This is a genomic window from Paenibacillus oryzisoli, from assembly GCF_050467285.1.
GTDB classification, from domain to species: domain Bacteria; phylum Bacillota; class Bacilli; order Paenibacillales; family NBRC-103111; genus Paenibacillus_E; species Paenibacillus_E oryzisoli_A.
On the sequence record NZ_JBCMUN010000009.1, the window covers coordinates 494,651 to 509,907 of the forward strand.

General features: G+C 52.6%; 15 protein-coding genes. 4 read left to right on the forward strand and 11 right to left on the reverse strand.

Annotation, left to right across the window (positions count from 1 at the left end):
- The first annotated feature begins 129 nt into the window (after positions 1 to 129).
- Positions 130 to 1,875, forward strand: coding sequence for a chloride channel protein (locus tag ABE504_RS17530; RefSeq protein WP_430091049.1), 1,746 nt, complete (start codon positions 130 to 132; stop codon positions 1,873 to 1,875).
- A gap of 68 nt (positions 1,876 to 1,943) precedes the next feature.
- On the opposite strand, the gene ABE504_RS17535 is transcribed toward ABE504_RS17530, so the two are convergent.
- Positions 1,944 to 2,189, reverse strand: a complete 246-nt coding sequence (locus tag ABE504_RS17535) for a spore germination protein (protein ID WP_430091051.1) — start codon at positions 2,187 to 2,189, stop codon at positions 1,944 to 1,946.
- A 233-nt stretch (positions 2,190 to 2,422) separates the two neighbouring features.
- Here ABE504_RS17535 and ABE504_RS17540 point away from each other — a divergent pair, with 233 nt between their 5' ends.
- Complete coding sequence (locus ABE504_RS17540) at positions 2,423 to 2,641, forward strand: hypothetical protein (RefSeq protein WP_430091053.1); 219 nt, start codon at positions 2,423 to 2,425, stop codon at positions 2,639 to 2,641.
- Here the strand turns inward: ABE504_RS17540 and ABE504_RS17545 are convergent.
- Genes ABE504_RS17545 through ABE504_RS17560 form a run of 4 tightly spaced genes read right to left on the reverse strand, consistent with a single transcriptional unit; the run spans position 2,621 to position 5,923 of the window.
- Complete coding sequence (locus ABE504_RS17545; RefSeq protein WP_430091055.1) at positions 2,621 to 3,427, reverse strand: ABC transporter ATP-binding protein; 807 nt, start codon at positions 3,425 to 3,427, stop codon at positions 2,621 to 2,623. The two genes, ABE504_RS17540 and ABE504_RS17545, sit on opposite strands and share 21 nt — an antisense overlap.
- A 35-nt stretch (positions 3,428 to 3,462) precedes the next feature.
- Entirely contained in the window at positions 3,463 to 4,155 is a 693-nt protein-coding gene (locus ABE504_RS17550; protein WP_430091057.1) for a hypothetical protein, read from the reverse strand.
- Positions 4,156 to 4,168: 13 nt separating this feature from the next.
- Entirely contained in the window at positions 4,169 to 4,624 is a 456-nt protein-coding gene (locus ABE504_RS17555) for a RidA family protein (protein WP_430091059.1), read from the reverse strand.
- Positions 4,625 to 4,639: 15 nt separating this feature from the next.
- On the reverse strand, positions 4,640 to 5,923 hold the full coding sequence (locus tag ABE504_RS17560; RefSeq protein WP_430091060.1) for an adenylosuccinate synthase: 1,284 nt from the start codon (positions 5,921 to 5,923) through the stop codon (positions 4,640 to 4,642).
- Between the two features lie 123 nt (positions 5,924 to 6,046).
- Between ABE504_RS17560 and ABE504_RS17565 the strand changes: the two genes are divergently transcribed.
- Positions 6,047 to 6,940: a LysR family transcriptional regulator gene (locus ABE504_RS17565; protein WP_430091062.1), complete on the forward strand. Its 894-nt coding sequence runs from the start codon at positions 6,047 to 6,049 to the stop codon at positions 6,938 to 6,940.
- 120 nt (positions 6,941 to 7,060) lie between these two features.
- On the opposite strand, the gene ABE504_RS17570 is transcribed toward ABE504_RS17565, so the two are convergent.
- From ABE504_RS17570 to ABE504_RS17595, 6 genes are all read right to left on the reverse strand, one after another.
- Positions 7,061 to 7,642 carry a YdeI/OmpD-associated family protein gene (locus ABE504_RS17570; protein WP_430091063.1) on the reverse strand — a complete coding sequence of 194 codons (582 nt, stop codon included), beginning with the start codon at positions 7,640 to 7,642 and terminating at the stop codon, positions 7,061 to 7,063.
- A 106-nt stretch (positions 7,643 to 7,748) separates the two neighbouring features.
- The gene (bioB, locus tag ABE504_RS17575) at positions 7,749 to 8,762 is read right to left on the reverse strand and encodes a biotin synthase BioB (protein WP_430091378.1); all 1,014 of its coding nucleotides are present in this window, start codon (positions 8,760 to 8,762) and stop codon (positions 7,749 to 7,751) included.
- A gap of 257 nt (positions 8,763 to 9,019) precedes the next feature.
- Positions 9,020 to 9,976: an acetylxylan esterase gene (locus tag ABE504_RS17580; protein WP_430091065.1), complete on the reverse strand. Its 957-nt coding sequence runs from the start codon at positions 9,974 to 9,976 to the stop codon at positions 9,020 to 9,022.
- A 126-nt stretch (positions 9,977 to 10,102) separates the two neighbouring features.
- Positions 10,103 to 10,732 carry a class I SAM-dependent methyltransferase gene (locus tag ABE504_RS17585; RefSeq protein WP_430091067.1) on the reverse strand — a complete coding sequence of 210 codons (630 nt, stop codon included), beginning with the start codon at positions 10,730 to 10,732 and terminating at the stop codon, positions 10,103 to 10,105.
- A 271-nt stretch (positions 10,733 to 11,003) separates the two neighbouring features.
- On the reverse strand, positions 11,004 to 12,026 hold the full coding sequence (locus ABE504_RS17590; RefSeq protein ID WP_430091068.1) for a phosphotransferase: 1,023 nt from the start codon (positions 12,024 to 12,026) through the stop codon (positions 11,004 to 11,006).
- Positions 12,027 to 12,326: 300 nt separating this feature from the next.
- On the reverse strand, positions 12,327 to 12,935 hold the full coding sequence (locus tag ABE504_RS17595; protein WP_430091070.1) for a hypothetical protein: 609 nt from the start codon (positions 12,933 to 12,935) through the stop codon (positions 12,327 to 12,329).
- Between the two features lie 291 nt (positions 12,936 to 13,226).
- Between ABE504_RS17595 and ABE504_RS17600 the strand changes: the two genes are divergently transcribed.
- Positions 13,227 to 15,254, forward strand: a complete 2,028-nt coding sequence (locus tag ABE504_RS17600) for a CotS family spore coat protein (protein ID WP_430091072.1) — start codon at positions 13,227 to 13,229, stop codon at positions 15,252 to 15,254.
- Positions 15,255 to 15,257: the final 3 nt, after the last annotated feature.

Sequence of the window (15,257 nt, forward strand, 5' to 3'; positions counted from 1 at the left end):
CCTTAACATAATTTATATCGCATTGCGATACAAATGGATATATCAAACATCAATTCGAAAGGCAGTTGATATTCCATGCAGGCACCGCCACGAACGCCATTAGCCGATTTCCGTATGAGTCCACGCAGTTTGTACATCGCTTTGATTGCTATTCTCGTGGGCGCAATCGGTTCATTCACCGCTGCAGCTTTACAAAGAATGATTGGTTTCTTCACCAATTTGTTCTACTTCCATCAATTTTCACTCGCATTCGTTACGCCTTATCCCAATTCACTCGGGCTCGGAGCCCTTGTCGTCCCTGTAATCGGGGGCATTGCAATCGGATGCATGGCCCGGTATGGATCTGACAAAATTCGCGGCCACGGCATACCGGAAGCCATGGAAGCTATTCTCAACGGCAAAAGTGTGATCGCCCCGAAAGTTGCTTTATTAAAACCCATTTCCGCAGCGATTTCGATCGGAAGCGGCGGTCCCTTCGGTTCGGAAGGACCCATCATCATGTCCGGAGGGGCACTTGGATCCGTTATTGGCCAATGTCTCCACCTGACATCTGCGGAGCGAAAAATATTGCTGCTAAGCGGTGCAGCGGCCGGGATGAGCGCAACCTTCAATGCACCAATCGCCGCTGTTTTTTTTGCAATCGAGCTGCTTGCATTTGAAATGCGCCCTCGAAGTGTGTTTCCGGTCGTTTTAGCCAGTATTGTTTCAGATTACCTTAGACATTTTTGGGCTGGGTCAGACCCCGTCTTTCCCAGTCATGCCGCATCTTCCAACCTTTCAATAACGCTGTGCGTTGCTCTGCTGTTCGGCCTTCTCGGTGCAGGAATTGCCTTTATTCTCACAAAAGCCATTTACAAAACGGAGGATTTATTTGAAAAATTACCTCTTCACTGGATGTGGTGGCCCGCATTAGGCGGTATGATCATCGGGCTTGGTGGCCTTATTGATCCCCGTGTGCTTGGTGTCGGTTACGATACGATACGCGATCTTGTAACTGGGCAGTTCACGTTCTTCTTGGTCGGCTTCTTACTCATAAAAACGATAATTTGGATCGTTGCGCTTGGATCGGGAACTTCCGGAGGAATTATGGCGCCGTTACTAATCATTGGCGGTACCTGCGGAACTGCGCTTTCCGCAATTTTCCACATGCCTGATCCCGGTATTTGGGCGATGATCGGGATGGCCGCTGTTTTCTCCGGCGTTACTCGCTCTCCCCTGACGACCGTTGTCTTCATGCTAGAAGTTACCCATGATGTATCGATGATTATGCCCATTTTACTAACCTGTACAGTCGCGGCCGGGTTCTCGGCCCTCATATTGCCCCGGTCTATTTTGACAGAAAAAATTGCCCGCCGGGGACGCCATGTCGCAAGGGATTACGTGGTAGACCCGCTGGATCAAATGAAGGTGTCCCAGTTGACACTAACGCCGTTGCAATGTTTGAACGCCAGTGAATCCCTCGACTCCGCCAAGTCGAAAATAGAGTCTGCCCCGGACCAATACCGCTTCAAGGGATACCCCCTGCTATCGGATGATGGCGCACTAATTGGCGAAGTCGTTCAGACGGATCTACAAGTGCTGATGGAAAGGAAGCTGGGCCACAGAATCCTTTCGGAATACTTTACATCCCGTGTACCGGTTGTATCCCCCGACCAAACCATAAGTGATGTTTGCCATATCATGCTAAGTACTCAGCAACATCGCTTCTTTATCATAGACCCTAATGGAAAACCGCTCGGTTTATTGACAAGGAGATCCATTTTAGAATCCAGGCAAAAGCTTTGGGAAGAAGAGAATCGGCGGGAATGTATCCTTCCAGTCTATGGGTGGGGACGGAGAATAAAACGACGATCCGAACGTTCGGCTACCACTTGAGAAAGGAGCTTATCCAAACGCATGATAATCGGCACCCTTTCTTCTTAAAATATGCCGTTGAAGCCCACTTATGCTTGATTTGTCAAGGCCGGTTTAAAATCCTCATCGTATATCGGTGAATCAATAAAATCATTATCATTCAGCACATTAATGACATTAACTTGAAAGGAGGGACCTCCGATAAACTCTCCGGTACCAAAGTTGTTTTTACTATGGGAATCCCAACTGGATTGCGCGTTCTCTCCAATTCCAACTGTCGCATTTCTATGCTGACTGTTTACATTGATCATATTAAAAACAATAGAAGTTGGCATTTACTTCAATTCCTCTCTGGAGAACTCTCCATGACTGGTATTCCTTTTACCTTATTCGTATCATCGCCCATTTGTGCAATAAAAAGAAAGCCCTTGCTGATAGAAAGCAAGGGCTTTGCACACTTCCCTATGATTCTGTCTTCCCTGTCCTGTACATATCCGATCCCAATCGCATATACTCAGGGTACGCGGGAGACATCATGGCGTAACAAGAGGAAAGTGAGGAAGACGCAATGCGGAAACTGCTCGAATCGGACGCAGATCTCTTTACGGCCGCCTTATCTCAATCAACGGTTTCCGTCTGGCAGACGGATGCTGTGGGTGTTTATTGCGAGGTAGAGCGCGGAATTATTGAAAAATTCACGAAAACCTCGATTCAACTCACCACGAAATCGGATGCCATCTCCATCTATTATCGAGACGACGGCACGCTATTCCAGGTCGAGCTGTGAGTCCGACAGCCGGCCAATCGGTCTCAACCAGCTCCGGTCACCGCGCTGCTCGACTTCCACTTGCGCGCCGAAAAAGTCGGACAACAGCTCCGCGTCCAGCACATCTTGCGTAAGGCCGGCGCGGAACACTTCTCCCCCTTTGACAAGCAGCGTGTGGCGGAAGACCGGCATAATTTCTTCAATATGATGCGTTACAAAGAGCAGTGTCGGCGCATCCGGCTGAAGCGCAATTCGCTCCACCATGCTAAGGAGCATCTCGCGGGCGAATACGTCGAGACCTGTGCAGGGCTCGTCCAGAATCAGCAGCGCCGGCGACGCCATTAAGGCGCGGGCGATCAGCACCCGCTGCCGTTCGCCCTGCGAGAACGTGTCGTACCTGCGGCCCGCCAGCTTGCTGCAGCCGAGCAGTTGCAGCAGCTCATGCGCTTTGGCGATATCCGCTTCATCTGCTTTATCGTACAAGCCGATGGTAGCAAATTTGCCGCTGAGCACCGTGTTCAAAGCCGTCTCGCTGCCATGCAGACGCTGCTGCAGCGACGAGCTCACCCAGCCGATCGATTTGCGCAGTTCGCGCAGATCGAATTCGCCAAATTTTTGACCTAGTACGGAAATTTCACCGGAAGTCGGCCAAACATAGCCGTTAATCATATTCAGCAGCGTCGTTTTCCCCGAACCGTTCAGACCTACGATACACCAATGCTCGCCAGGCTGCACCTGCCAGCTCACCCCCTTCAAGATGGGCTGCTGTTCACGAAGCCACGTTACGTCCTTCACGTCGATAATCAAGAAAATCCCTACTTTCAAACGATAAATTGGATAACTTATCTATCCATTGTACCATCTCGTGGGGACATTGCGGGCACTTCAATCAAGTATTTCGTTAATGGCGTTAATGGATTGCCGATGGCTGCTCCGCTCTGACGCCGGGCGCGCTCGGCCGCCTCCACCATGGAGAGCTGGGCGACGGACATCTTGAGGCCAGGATTGTTCGCCAGCAAGCGCACGATGTAGTCTGCGACCTCACGGGTGTACGCTTCCTGCTTCCCTTGCATGATGAGCTCGAACGTATTGGCGATGACGGCAGCTTCCACCTCCCCAAGCGCCACTCCCAGCTGTGCGGCGTAATGGTGAAGCCTGGCCATCGTCCCTTCTACGGTCGCGGGATTCGTGAACAGCAGAAGTTGCGGTCCGCTTTGTGCGAGGATTTCCTCAAAAAACGGCTCATCGATTTTTAGAATCGGCACCTGCGTATGGAGCCGTTCCTCGTCAAGCAGTGCAATGTAATTCGTGCAGGTGATCAGCAATTGATCGGGTTTCGTATGCAGCATCCACCTGAGCTGCTCGGCAACTTTCTCTTTCGCTCGCTCCACGCTGAAGCCCGGATCTGAGCCGATTCGACGCATCAGCCCAGGATCGACGTAGTGAACCAGTTCGACATCCGCCGAAGCGGCGGCTTGCTCGATGTAGGCAATATTCGAATGGTGGGCGTGCAGGCAAGCGATTGTGGTTTTCATGGCATAGCTCCTTTCATATCTCAAAAATCGAATCCACGATAACCGGCAAGTTATCCCGCAGCGATACCGCGCCAAACACGGAGCGCGCATGCACGCCCTTGTCTCCGAAGACATCCAGCATCAGCTCCGAACAGCCGTTCAACACAAGATGATGCTCTTCGAAGTCGGCGGTCGCATTGACAAAGCCCTGCAGCTTCACCACCCGCTTCACCAAATCTAGAGAGCCAAGCTCCGCCTGCACGACAGCGAGAATTTCGAGTCCGGTAAGCCGGGCAAACGCGTAGCCTTCGGCCGTCGTATACGTACTGCCGAGCTTTCCCTTCGGCGCGCCAGAGGGTCCCTTTCCAGACACGAATAGAAGTCCATTGTTTACCTCTACGGCATTGGCATAGCGTGCGGCCGGTTTACTTACTTCGGGAAGTACAATGCCAAGCTCGGCTAGACGTTGCGTTATGGTTGATTCCTGCATGGGAACTCCTCCTCCTTATTTGCCCCGTTCTATGATCTGGTTTCGCTCGGGACCGACCGAGATCCAGCGGATCGGCACCTCGATGAGCGCCTCCAGACGAAGCACATATGCTTGCGCTTGCGGCGGCAGCTCCGCAAAGGTGCGCACCGCTGAAATATCGCATCCCCACCCAGGGAGCGTTTCATAGATTGGCGTTGCTGTATATAGCTGCTGCGGGCTTAGAAACGCCGTAACTTGCCCGCTTTCGAGGCGATACGCCGTGCAAACCGGGATTTCCGTCAGATAGCCTAGCACATCCAGGTTCGTCAAGGCAACTTCCGTTGCCCCTTGAATCCGGCAGCCGTATCTCGTAGCGACGCTATCGAACCAGCCGACGCGTCTGGGCCGCCTGGTCAATACGCCGTATTCGCCGGCATCGCCGCCTCGGGCCCGCAACGCCTCCGCCTCGTCTCCCGACAGCTCCGTCACAAAAGCGCCGTCACCGACACAACTGGAGTAAGCCTTCGTTACGGCAACGATCCGCTTGATCTCATGCGGCGGCAGTGAAGCGCCGACGGCGGCAAATCCGGCCAATGTGGATGACGACGTCGTATACGGGTAGATCCCGTGATCAGGGTCCCGAAGCGCCCCCAGTTGCCCCTCCGCCAAGATCCGCTCTCCACGGGCTAAAGCGGCGTGCAGCAGCTCCGTTGTATCGCAGACATAAGGCTTCAACCAGTCTGTATCACGCTGCAGTTGTTCCATCACTTCATCGACCGTGAAGCCAGGATGATGATAGAGATGAGTGAACAATACGTTCTTGATGTGAAGTGCTGTCTCTATTTTTTCTCTGAGATTTGTCTCATGGAACAAATCCGCGACCTGAATGCCCAGCTTCGCATATTTGTCCGCATAGAAGGGCGCGATGCCCTGCTTGGTTGAGCCGAACTTCTTCTCCCCGAGCCGCTCTTCTTCCAACTCATCCAGCACAATGTGATACGGCAGCACCACTTGCGCGCGATCTGAAATGCGCAGCCGAGGCTCGGGAATGCCCTTCGCAGCCAGCGTCTCAAGCTCTTGACGAAGCTTGCTTAAGTTGAGCGCCACGCCCGGACCGATCACATTCGTCACCTGAGGATGGCAGACACCGGACGGAAGCATATGCAGGGCGATTTTGCCATAATCGTTGATAATCGTATGCCCCGCATTGCTTCCTCCTTGAAATCTGACCACATAATCAACCTGCCGCGCAAACAGATCCGTAATCTTGCCTTTCCCTTCGTCGCCCCAATTCGCACCTATTATCGCTGTAACTGTCATGTCATGACCCTCCTGCTTTGAAATTCACTTTCCATTTCAAAGTATAGAGGGTATAGTGAAATTAAAAAAATGAATAATTGTAATCTCTGATATTAATAAAACTAATAGCAAAGAGGATATCGCATGGTACATAATATGGATTTATACCAGGCTTTCTATTTCACCGCCCGCACCGGCAGCCTGTCGAGAGCCGCAGAGGAGCTGTATATTACGCAGCCTGCCGTCACTCACGCCATTAAGCAATTGGAATCGAAGCTGGGCGGCCCGTTGTTCGTTCGCACGTCCAAAGGCGTGACGCTCACGACGGAAGGCGAAACCTTGTTCACCTATATTGAGCAAGCTTATCATTTTATTTTAAACGGCGAGCGGAAAATTAGCGAAATGCATCAACTCACCCACGGCGAGGTGAAAATCGGGGCCGGCGATACGCTGTGCAAGCATATACTTTTGCCTAAGCTCCAAGCGTTTCACGCAGCGTTCCCGCAGATCAAGCTCCAGATCTTCAACCGAACAACGGCAGACACGGTCACCATGTTAAAAGAAGGCAAAATCGACATCGGCCTCATCCATTTGCCTTTCACAGATTCGGCCGTCTACATCGAAGAAAGCGTATCCTTGCAGGATTGCTTTGTCGCGGGCGACCGCTATCAGCATGTGACCGGCGGCGAGCTGACGATGGAGCAGCTTGCGGCATATCCGCTCATTCTGCTGGAGAAAAGCAGCCAGACCCGGGCGTATCTGGATGCACACGCAGCCAAGCTTGGCGTTAAAATCAAGCCCGAAATCGAGCTGGGCAGCATGGACCTGCTCGTGGAATTCGCTCAAAGCGGCCTGGGCATCGCGTGCGTTGTCAAGGAATTTATCCACGCCGACCTTGCACAGGGCCGTTTGCATGAAATCCAGCTCACGCCCCCGCTGCCGCCGCGCAAAGTCGGCATAGCCCGATTAAAGAGCACGCCGCTGTCGGCGGCGGCGAAACAATTTTACAAGCAGCTGCTGGAGAGCAGCCTCGGATAAAACACGCTTTCGCTAAACTTTACCCCTGTGTTACCAACTCGTATCGTCCGAATACGTCCGTCCCTATGATGCGAGCAAAGCCTGCAGCAGCCGCTGCAGGCTTGAATCCGTCTATGCGCATCAAGAATGAATTTTCTCGCCTTTTTCCAGCATCTCGATGTATTGCTCGATCTTCCTCGACCGAGTCTCGGCCTTCTTCACCTGCTGAATGCGGAAAATCATCGCATACCGATTGGTACTGTCCAGCGTCTCGAAAAACGCCTTCGCCTTGCCGTTTCGCGCAAGCGCCTCTGCAAAATCATCCGGCACGGCCGATCGGCTCTGCGAAGCATACGCCTTGTCCCATTGTCCGTTCTGCTTAGCGGTCTCAATCGCGCTAAGCCCGGACGGCTTCATTCGACCTTCGGCGATCAGCCGCTCCGCCTTTTCCTTGTTCACCAGGGACCACAGGCTCTTGGGCCCGCGCGGTGTAAACCGCTGCAGCCAGGACTGCTCGTCCCCTTTTTCCTTTTGGCTGTCGATCCAGCCATAGCAGAGCGCGCTTTCCAGCGCCTCTTCGTAGGACACGGACGAAAGACCGCTGCCTTTCTTGGCGATTCGAAGCCGAACGCCGGGAGAAGCCTCATGCTGCTGCGACAGCCAGCTTTCCCAAGCAGCTTGATGTTCAACATGCAGTACGGTTAATTCAGATTTTGAAGCCACAACGATTCCTCCTGCTACCTCGGTGCCAGCCGCACCGCGCAAATTTGACGGTTCTCTCCTTATTTTACCAGAAATCAGCTCACTTGTTTACAAACGGTTTCGCCTCCTACTCCCCCCCTTTTTTCAATGCGCATCGTTCAATCTCAAATCCTAAATCTTCGATCATCTGATGATCGGCCGCTATCGCTTGTCCTTGCGTCGTCAAATAGTCCCCGACAAACAGGGAATTGGCGGCATAAAGCGAAAGCGGCTGCAGCGATTGGAGATTGACTTCCCGCCCTCCGGCTACACGGATTTCCTTCGAGGGGCAGATGAATCGGAATAACGCAAGCACCTTGAGCGCTTTCATCGGCTGTGTGTGTTCGGCGTTTTCAAGCGGCGTTCCCGGAATCGGGTTAAGAAAATTAACGGGGATGGAATCGGCATCCAGTTCCCGCAAGGCGACTGCCATTTCAACAATTTCCTCATGCGTCTCGCCCATCCCGATGATGACACCCGAGCAGGGAGAAATCCCTTGTTGTTTCACTTTTTGAACCGTCTCGACCCGTTGATCGTACGTGTGGGTTGATGTAATTGCAGCATAATTGGCGCTGGATGTATTCAAATTGTGATTGTACCGATGGACGCCTGCATCCGCTAATCGTTTAGCCTGATCGCCTCGTAAAATACCCAGACATGCGCATATCTTAAGCGGCAATGTTGCCCGAATTTCCTGCACCGCAAGAATGACCTGCTCGAGCTCACGCTCGGTCGGCCCCCTGCCGGCCGCTACAATGCAGTACGTGCCGGCTTTGCGATTCAACGCTTCCCTTGCGCCTGCGATGAGTGTATCTTTATCCAGCATCTTATACTTCTCAATCGGAGCCTGAGAGCGAATCGATTGCGAGCAATAGCCGCAGTCCTCCGGGCAGAGCCCGCTTTTTGCGTTAATGATCATGTTCAGCTTCACTTTTTTTCCGTAAAAGTGCTTGCGTACCGCGAATGCTGCTTGCAAAATCGCCAGCACCTCATCATCCTCCGCCTCCAGCACGGCCAAACTCTCGTCCATCGTCAGACATTCTCCAGTCAACGCTTTCTGCGCAAGCAGCTGCCAGTCTCGATCTCTCGTCTTCGCAAACATCATCACACGTTCCCCTCTAATCTTATTTCGTTTTTTATTGTCAACCAACAAATGAAAAATCAGGTTTACAATAGGACTGTGGATCATTTTAGCAAAAGATCGAAAAGGTGTAAACTCGTCAGGAACATCAACATCGCGAAAACTGCGAACGCAGACGGCTATAACGTAAATAAGCCTTGCATCCCCCGCCCTTCCCTTGAGCGCTGTCAACACTCAAGTAAGGCGAGATGCAAGGCCATTCGACTATATCCAATCCGCTATTCCCCAAAAATCTCCTGAACAAACAACATTACCTTTCGCTGATGCTCCTCGCCGGTTTCATGCCCGTTGAATGGATAGTCATAGATCCGCTTCGGACAAGATAATCGGTTATACGCACCGTACACCGTCTCCGGCATACAGACCGTATCCTTCCAGCTCACAGCGATCAAGACCGGCGCCGTAATGCGATGAGCCAGATTCACAATGTCAAAATGCGCAAGCGTGGCAAGAACATCCTCCAGCTTATCGGGGTATCGTTTCACGTAACGGGCAATTTCCGTCAGGGAGCCTGTCGAATTCAGAACGCCAAAATCCATGTGGCACATATTCGGAATATTCGCCACAACCGCGCCGATGTGCGGACTGAGCGCCCCCGCCAGCAAAGCCATACCGCCTCCCTGGCTGGAACCCATGGAAGCGATTCGGTTCGCATCCACTTCCGGCTGCTGCGCCGCGATTTCCGCCGCGCGGACGATGTCCAGCGCCAGCTCCAAATAATAGCAGCGATCCTTATCCATAATGTTCGTCGAGACCCAACCCGGCGCTGCGCCACTTAGATCCGGCAGCAAATTGCCGGTCTCGCCGGTTTGACCGCGCGCATCGATCGCGAGCACGGCATAGCCGAGCATAAGCCACTGCGCATAGCGCTCAGGCAAGCCTTTGTCGCCCGTGTAGCCGGGGAACGTCAGGATGCACGGACGCTTGGAGTCTCCGGCATGCGTCGGAACGAGGAACCAGCCGTGAATCGGGGTGCCATCGTGCCCCGCATAGATGAGCTTGTCGACGCGCACCGTTGGAAACAGCGAGTGCTCCTGCACTCTGACGGCTTGCAGCGGCACCTCGCGCGATTCCGCGAGCTTGGCTTCCCAAAAAGCATCGACCGCCGCGGCATCCAGGGATACAGGGGCTTCGTAACGCTGCAGTTCACTTTTACGTTTAGCAATCGCATTCATAGAAATTTTCGTTCTCCTATCTTCTTTGTGATGGTCTACCACTTCTACATGTGGCAACCATTTCCTCCCTTGGGACAGAAAAAAGCCTGCGTCTCCGTGGAGACCCAAGCTTCGTTGTTAGTTGGTTCATGACCGCTTCCTTGCTGCGAACTCCCACAGCACCTTGCGGCTCCCGTACCGAACAAGATCGTGTTCTTCTACAACTTCCAGAGACCACTTCACAGCATTCAAGAAATGTGTAATGTCCTGCCTGTCAAAGAAACGCCGATAGATACCTTCATGCTCATAAAAGTGCCGCTCCACCGCCGCCTGAATGTCTTGCTTATTGGGCATATCTTGAATCGCGTTCACCCGACCGACCAGCAGCCCGTCTTCACGCAGAACCCGATGCAGCTCCGCAAGAATGTCAAACGTCGTCGGCTCGTCAAAATAATGCAGGCTCAGATCGACGATCACAACCTTTGCCGAGCGGTTGTCAAACGGAAGTCCGTTCCGCATGTCGAAGCATTGGGTAACGAGATCCGGCTTGTAGGCCTGCAGCTGCTTAAGCGCCTCCTCCGCCACGTCGCATGCGACGACCGGCAAGCCATGGTCCAGCAAGTAAAGAGCGTTATTGCCGAGCCCGCAGCCCAAATCCACAATGATGCCCTCAGGCTGGGACAAATCGTCCATGTAGCGCACAAGCCAGCTCTCCCGGTCCGGATGAAAGCCAAATTCCCTATATACGTCGTTCCAATATTGCTTCAATGTGTTCATCGGCGCGGTCTCCCTTCAGGAAATGAACTGCTATATCCTGATCATAAAGACTCCGCGCGGACGGCGCAACCTTTGACGTCTAGTACCAAGTCAGTGCAGCAGGCAGGCATTGGAAAAACAAAACAACATCCTTCAAACGTTGCATCATCTCGTTCATCCTCCTAGAAAGACAGAAAACGCCTATCCGCGAATGGGATAGGCGTCGTTGCCTTCGTTATGATTGCACGTCGTTGTGCGATTATTTGCATTATAAATCGCTTTACGATATATGTCAACTATCATGACACGAAATTCGAGCCTCCTGCAAAAAATACGCCGTTTTCGCCGCCTCTGCCTCCAGAATGCACTGCACACGCTCGAGCGGCATCCGATCAAATCTTTTCCAATACAGATACCGGTACAAATTATGCGGAAAAGCCAGATCAAGGTAGACGAAGCGAAGCTCCTCCTCCGAGAGCGGATGCTCGGCCATGTACGCGTCTTTGATTCGTTCAAAGACGTCCGCGTTCCATTCGGCTGTCTTTTTTATAAGAGAATGAAGAATTCGGTTCAAGTCCCGAGAAGGACCATCCAACCGCACGAACTCCCAATCGATCAAGTATGCTTCGTGTTGCGCGGTGATCAATACATTTTTCGTATGAAAATCGTTATGACTGATCACGGGCGTCAGCGCTCCGTGCAGCGCACAATCGCTGAGGCGGGTCGTCAGACGTTCCTGCACCTCCCCAGCTGCGGCGAGAAAGAAGTCCAGCTGCTTGCGGACAGCTTTGCGGTTCTTCTTTTTCACACTCGTACCCTCTTCCCGCCATCGGGCCAAGAATGCCTGTACGTCCTCATATTCGCGCTCCCACAAAAGAAGTCCGTTATCCGTTTCTTCCTCATCAGGCCGATACGATTTGGATCGAAAGTGAACCTGTCCGGCCAAGCCCGCCATCAACACCGCCATCTCTTCCGGCGACTTCGCCCACGGCACGGCAGCAATCCATTCCTGGAGCACATAATGCTTCCATTTCCACGAGAAAAACAACTGATCTCCCCGCGCCTTCCGAATGGCCGGAATCCGAATCCCGCGGCCCCGAAGAAACTGTTCGCAATCCAGCATAAAGCGCACCCGGGCTTCGCTCACATAAATGCTCTTCAACAAATACGTACCCTGCTCCGTCTCCAGCTTGACTACCAAGGTGCGGCTCGTATCATGCAAAACTTCCGTCCGCGCAATCATCAAACCGTAGATTTCCTCAATCAGCGCCTTCAACTCGTCGTCCATCTGCACCACATCCGTCGCCTTTGTCATCGTTCGCTCTTGTTAGTGTATGTTCTAACAGCCAGAAAGCTTGGATGAATGTGCCTTGTTGCGTCCAAAATGAAAAAAGCCGTTACTCCCGTAACGGCCTTCTCTGGAGCGCTCAGCGGGCTCCTCGTTTTCTTTTATGATACACAAACCATCCCGCCCCCGCGATTGTCACTGCCAGCAGCACACTAAAAAATACAATATAGCCCAAATGGTACAGCTGCACGTTTCCTCCTCCTTCGTCACACAGAGCTGACGCCTCTATGCTCTATAAGATGACGCAAGGAAGACGAAAATATGCGCTCAGCTCTCCGTATGAATCAGCGGCAGACGCTTCTTGCGCGCACGCGTGAGGAGGTACAGCGCTGCCAGCACCGCTCCGATCGTTCCGCAGATAATGTCAGTCATCGTGTCCTGTAAGCTGCCGTTCTGATTGTTCGTCCCGAAGAAGACATCCATGCTGTACTCGAAAATTTCCCACACACCCGCCATCGCCACGGCGAAAAACAAGCTCAGCCAAATGGCAATGCGCGCGCTGGGCGCACCTTCCCCTTCGTGCTGCGTCGCTTTGCGATAAATCAACAGGCCGATGAAGGTCAGAATAACGCCGGAGAAAAAGTGCTCGATTTTATCCAGATGCGGAATAATGCCGTAGAACCCGAATTCATTCGCCAAGAACATCGTGATGAAAATAAAGAGCAATACGATAAACCGAAGCGAGGCAAACAGCGGTGTTCGCGTCCATCGCACAATCAGCCTGATCGAAGCCAGTACGATGAGGATTAAGACCGGTTCGAAAATTTTGGGCCCATTGCCCTTGATCCCGAAATACACTACACACCCCACCGCGAGAAGCGCCATAGCGCCCTCAAATACATCATTCCACTTTTGACTTGCCGGTTTCTGTGCCATATTTCACCACCTACGCATGAAGTCGCTTACTTCTTAATGTATCCAGGGAATTTGCGGAACATGCGTCCCCGGCATTCCCCCGGTTTTTGCGGAAAGAAACTTGCCCGCTGACGAGCAGAATTCCACTAATGTACATTTCAACGAATCACTTAATGACATATGCATAGAAATAGAAACCTATCTGCGAAGCGAGAGAGGCGGCTCGCCAGCGTTAGGCATCCAATTCCTTTTATTATGAGATAAAAGTAGTTCGTAGTGCAACCATTTCGATGAAGTGATGGAGTGATGGTGGTGGAAAATTATCAAATTGTCCCTTGGATAGATCACATGCTATCTCCGGACATCGTGCATGAACAGTATGTTCCTCCTGAATTAGAAGCCTTGGCACGACAAGTCATGGAACAGTATGACATGAAAGTTCACGAGATGGTGCTTATTACATCCAAACCCGACAAGGGCGGCGCCATTTGGAAAATCGGTACGGACAAAGGCAACCGCAGCATCAAGGTTTTGCACCGCAGTCCCAAGCGCAGTTTGTTCAGCATTGGCGCACAAGCTTATTTGTCGGAAAAGGGGCATCGGGTACCGGCTTTTATCTTGACGAAAGACGGCAATAACTGCGTGGAAGCCGGCGGCAAGCTGTGGATCGTCACGGAATGGATCGAGCCGCTGACCCCGGTATCCAAAGTCGATTTGACAGGTGCTGCGGAGCTTTGTTACGGCCTAGGCGAATTTCACGCGAGCTCCAAGGGCTACATTCCTCCGTTCGGCGCAGAGAAATCTTCGCGACTCTACGGATGGGGAAAAAACTACGAGAAAATTATCGCGAAAATCGGCTGGTTTCGCGACTTGGCCCTCGCTTACCCGGGCGCCGCATCCAGCAGTCGGCTCCTGTCCGTGATCGACGAGTTCGAACGGCAGGCAAACGACATTTATACGCGTTTCCTAGCGTCTTCCTACACGAAAATGACGGCCAAAGGCGAGCCTCATTGGGGTCTTGCCCATCAGGACTACGGCTGGTCCAACGGACAAATGGGAACAGGCGGCATCTGGGTCATCGACCTCGACGGCGTTTCGTATGATCTGCCCTTCCGGGATCTCCGCAAAATCATTACTTCCACGATGGATGACATGGGCGTCTGGGATCTATCCTGGATTCGCGGCATGATCGAAGCGTATCACAAAGGGAACCCGATGGATCGCGAGACGTTCGAAATTTTGTGGCTGGATATGGCGTTTCCGAATGAATTCTATAAACATGTCAAGGAAATTGTTTTCAATCCTGGACCTTTCATGGAGCTGGAACTGGCACCGATTCTGGATCGCGTCATGGCCACCGAGCCCAGTAAATGGGAAGCCTTGCGCGAGCTGGAAAAAGATATGGCCAGCTACCTCCCCGGCGATTACACGACAGTCGACATGCCTTCTCTGGTCTTCGACCGGCCGAATCGCGAGCTCGTAACACCGCTGCCGTCCTTTACACTGCCGGCTGGTGAGCGCGCAGCAGCACCGGAATCTGTGCCGATGCAAGAACCGGCTGCAGCCGAGCTGGAACCGATAGCCGTTCAGGAGCCTGCGGTTGTGCTGGAACCAATAGCCGTTCAGGAGCCTGTCAGCTTGCCTGCAGCCGATCCGAAACCCATGCCCGTGCGCGAGCCTGCAGCTGAGCTGGAGCCTGTGAGAGAGCCCATGCCTGCACAATCGCCTGAACCGGTACTGGTTGGAGAACCTGTCAGCTTGCCTCGGATGGATCCGACATCTAAGCCGATGCGTGAGCCGGCTGCGGCTGAGCTGGAGCCTGCGAGAGAGCTGGAACCCGTGCGTGCACAGGTGCCTAAATCTAAATCTAAATCTAAATCCAAATATAGCTATAAACGTGCCTTGCCCCAATCGACTCCTGAATTTGCACCTGTCGGTGCAGGTGCAGGGACTGGGCCGGGGACAGGGACAGATGCTGGTATCGGGACAGGTGCACATGCAGGGCTTCCAGCCGCTCCAGTTTTCGTCATGCTACCGAACGATTCTCCCAACAGGTTTACGATGACTGTCCCGAAAAAACGCAAATCCACGAAGTTCCGGAAATCAAGCGGGTTTAAACGGCGGAGAAAATCGAGACGGCTAGTGCATTGGCGTTTGCAAAAGCGGAGAATGAAAAGGCGCACCCAACAACCGGTTGTATGGAAGATTGCAATTTTGAAACCGAAGAGAAAGAGCCTCAAAGCGAAAACGCCAAGGAAAGGCACGCCGCTCAAACATCATCGAAGCAAGCTGCCTTCTACTAAAAAGAGCAAGTTCACCGCGAAAAAGCGAACTGCTTGACGA

Excerpts from the sequence above, each read along its gene's own strand:
- ABE504_RS17535 (WP_430091051.1), bottom strand. The coding sequence starts at position 2,189 with ATGCCAACTTCTATTGTTTTTAATATGATCAATGTAAACAGTCAGCAT.
- ABE504_RS17540 (WP_430091053.1), top strand. The coding sequence starts at position 2,423 with ATGCGGAAACTGCTCGAATCGGACGCAGATCTCTTTACGGCCGCCTTA.
- ABE504_RS17550 (WP_430091057.1), bottom strand. The coding sequence starts at position 4,155 with ATGAAAACCACAATCGCTTGCCTGCACGCCCACCATTCGAATATTGCC.
- ABE504_RS17555 (WP_430091059.1), bottom strand. The coding sequence starts at position 4,624 with ATGCAGGAATCAACCATAACGCAACGTCTAGCCGAGCTTGGCATTGTA.
- ABE504_RS17560 (WP_430091060.1), bottom strand. The coding sequence starts at position 5,923 with ATGACAGTTACAGCGATAATAGGTGCGAATTGGGGCGACGAAGGGAAA.
- ABE504_RS17565 (WP_430091062.1), top strand. The coding sequence starts at position 6,047 with ATGGTACATAATATGGATTTATACCAGGCTTTCTATTTCACCGCCCGC.
- bioB (WP_430091378.1), bottom strand. The coding sequence starts at position 8,762 with ATGTTTGCGAAGACGAGAGATCGAGACTGGCAGCTGCTTGCGCAGAAA.
- ABE504_RS17580 (WP_430091065.1), bottom strand. The coding sequence starts at position 9,976 with ATGAATGCGATTGCTAAACGTAAAAGTGAACTGCAGCGTTACGAAGCC.
- ABE504_RS17585 (WP_430091067.1), bottom strand. The coding sequence starts at position 10,732 with ATGAACACATTGAAGCAATATTGGAACGACGTATATAGGGAATTTGGC.
- ABE504_RS17590 (WP_430091068.1), bottom strand. The coding sequence starts at position 12,026 with ATGACAAAGGCGACGGATGTGGTGCAGATGGACGACGAGTTGAAGGCG.
- ABE504_RS17595 (WP_430091070.1), bottom strand. The coding sequence starts at position 12,935 with ATGGCACAGAAACCGGCAAGTCAAAAGTGGAATGATGTATTTGAGGGC.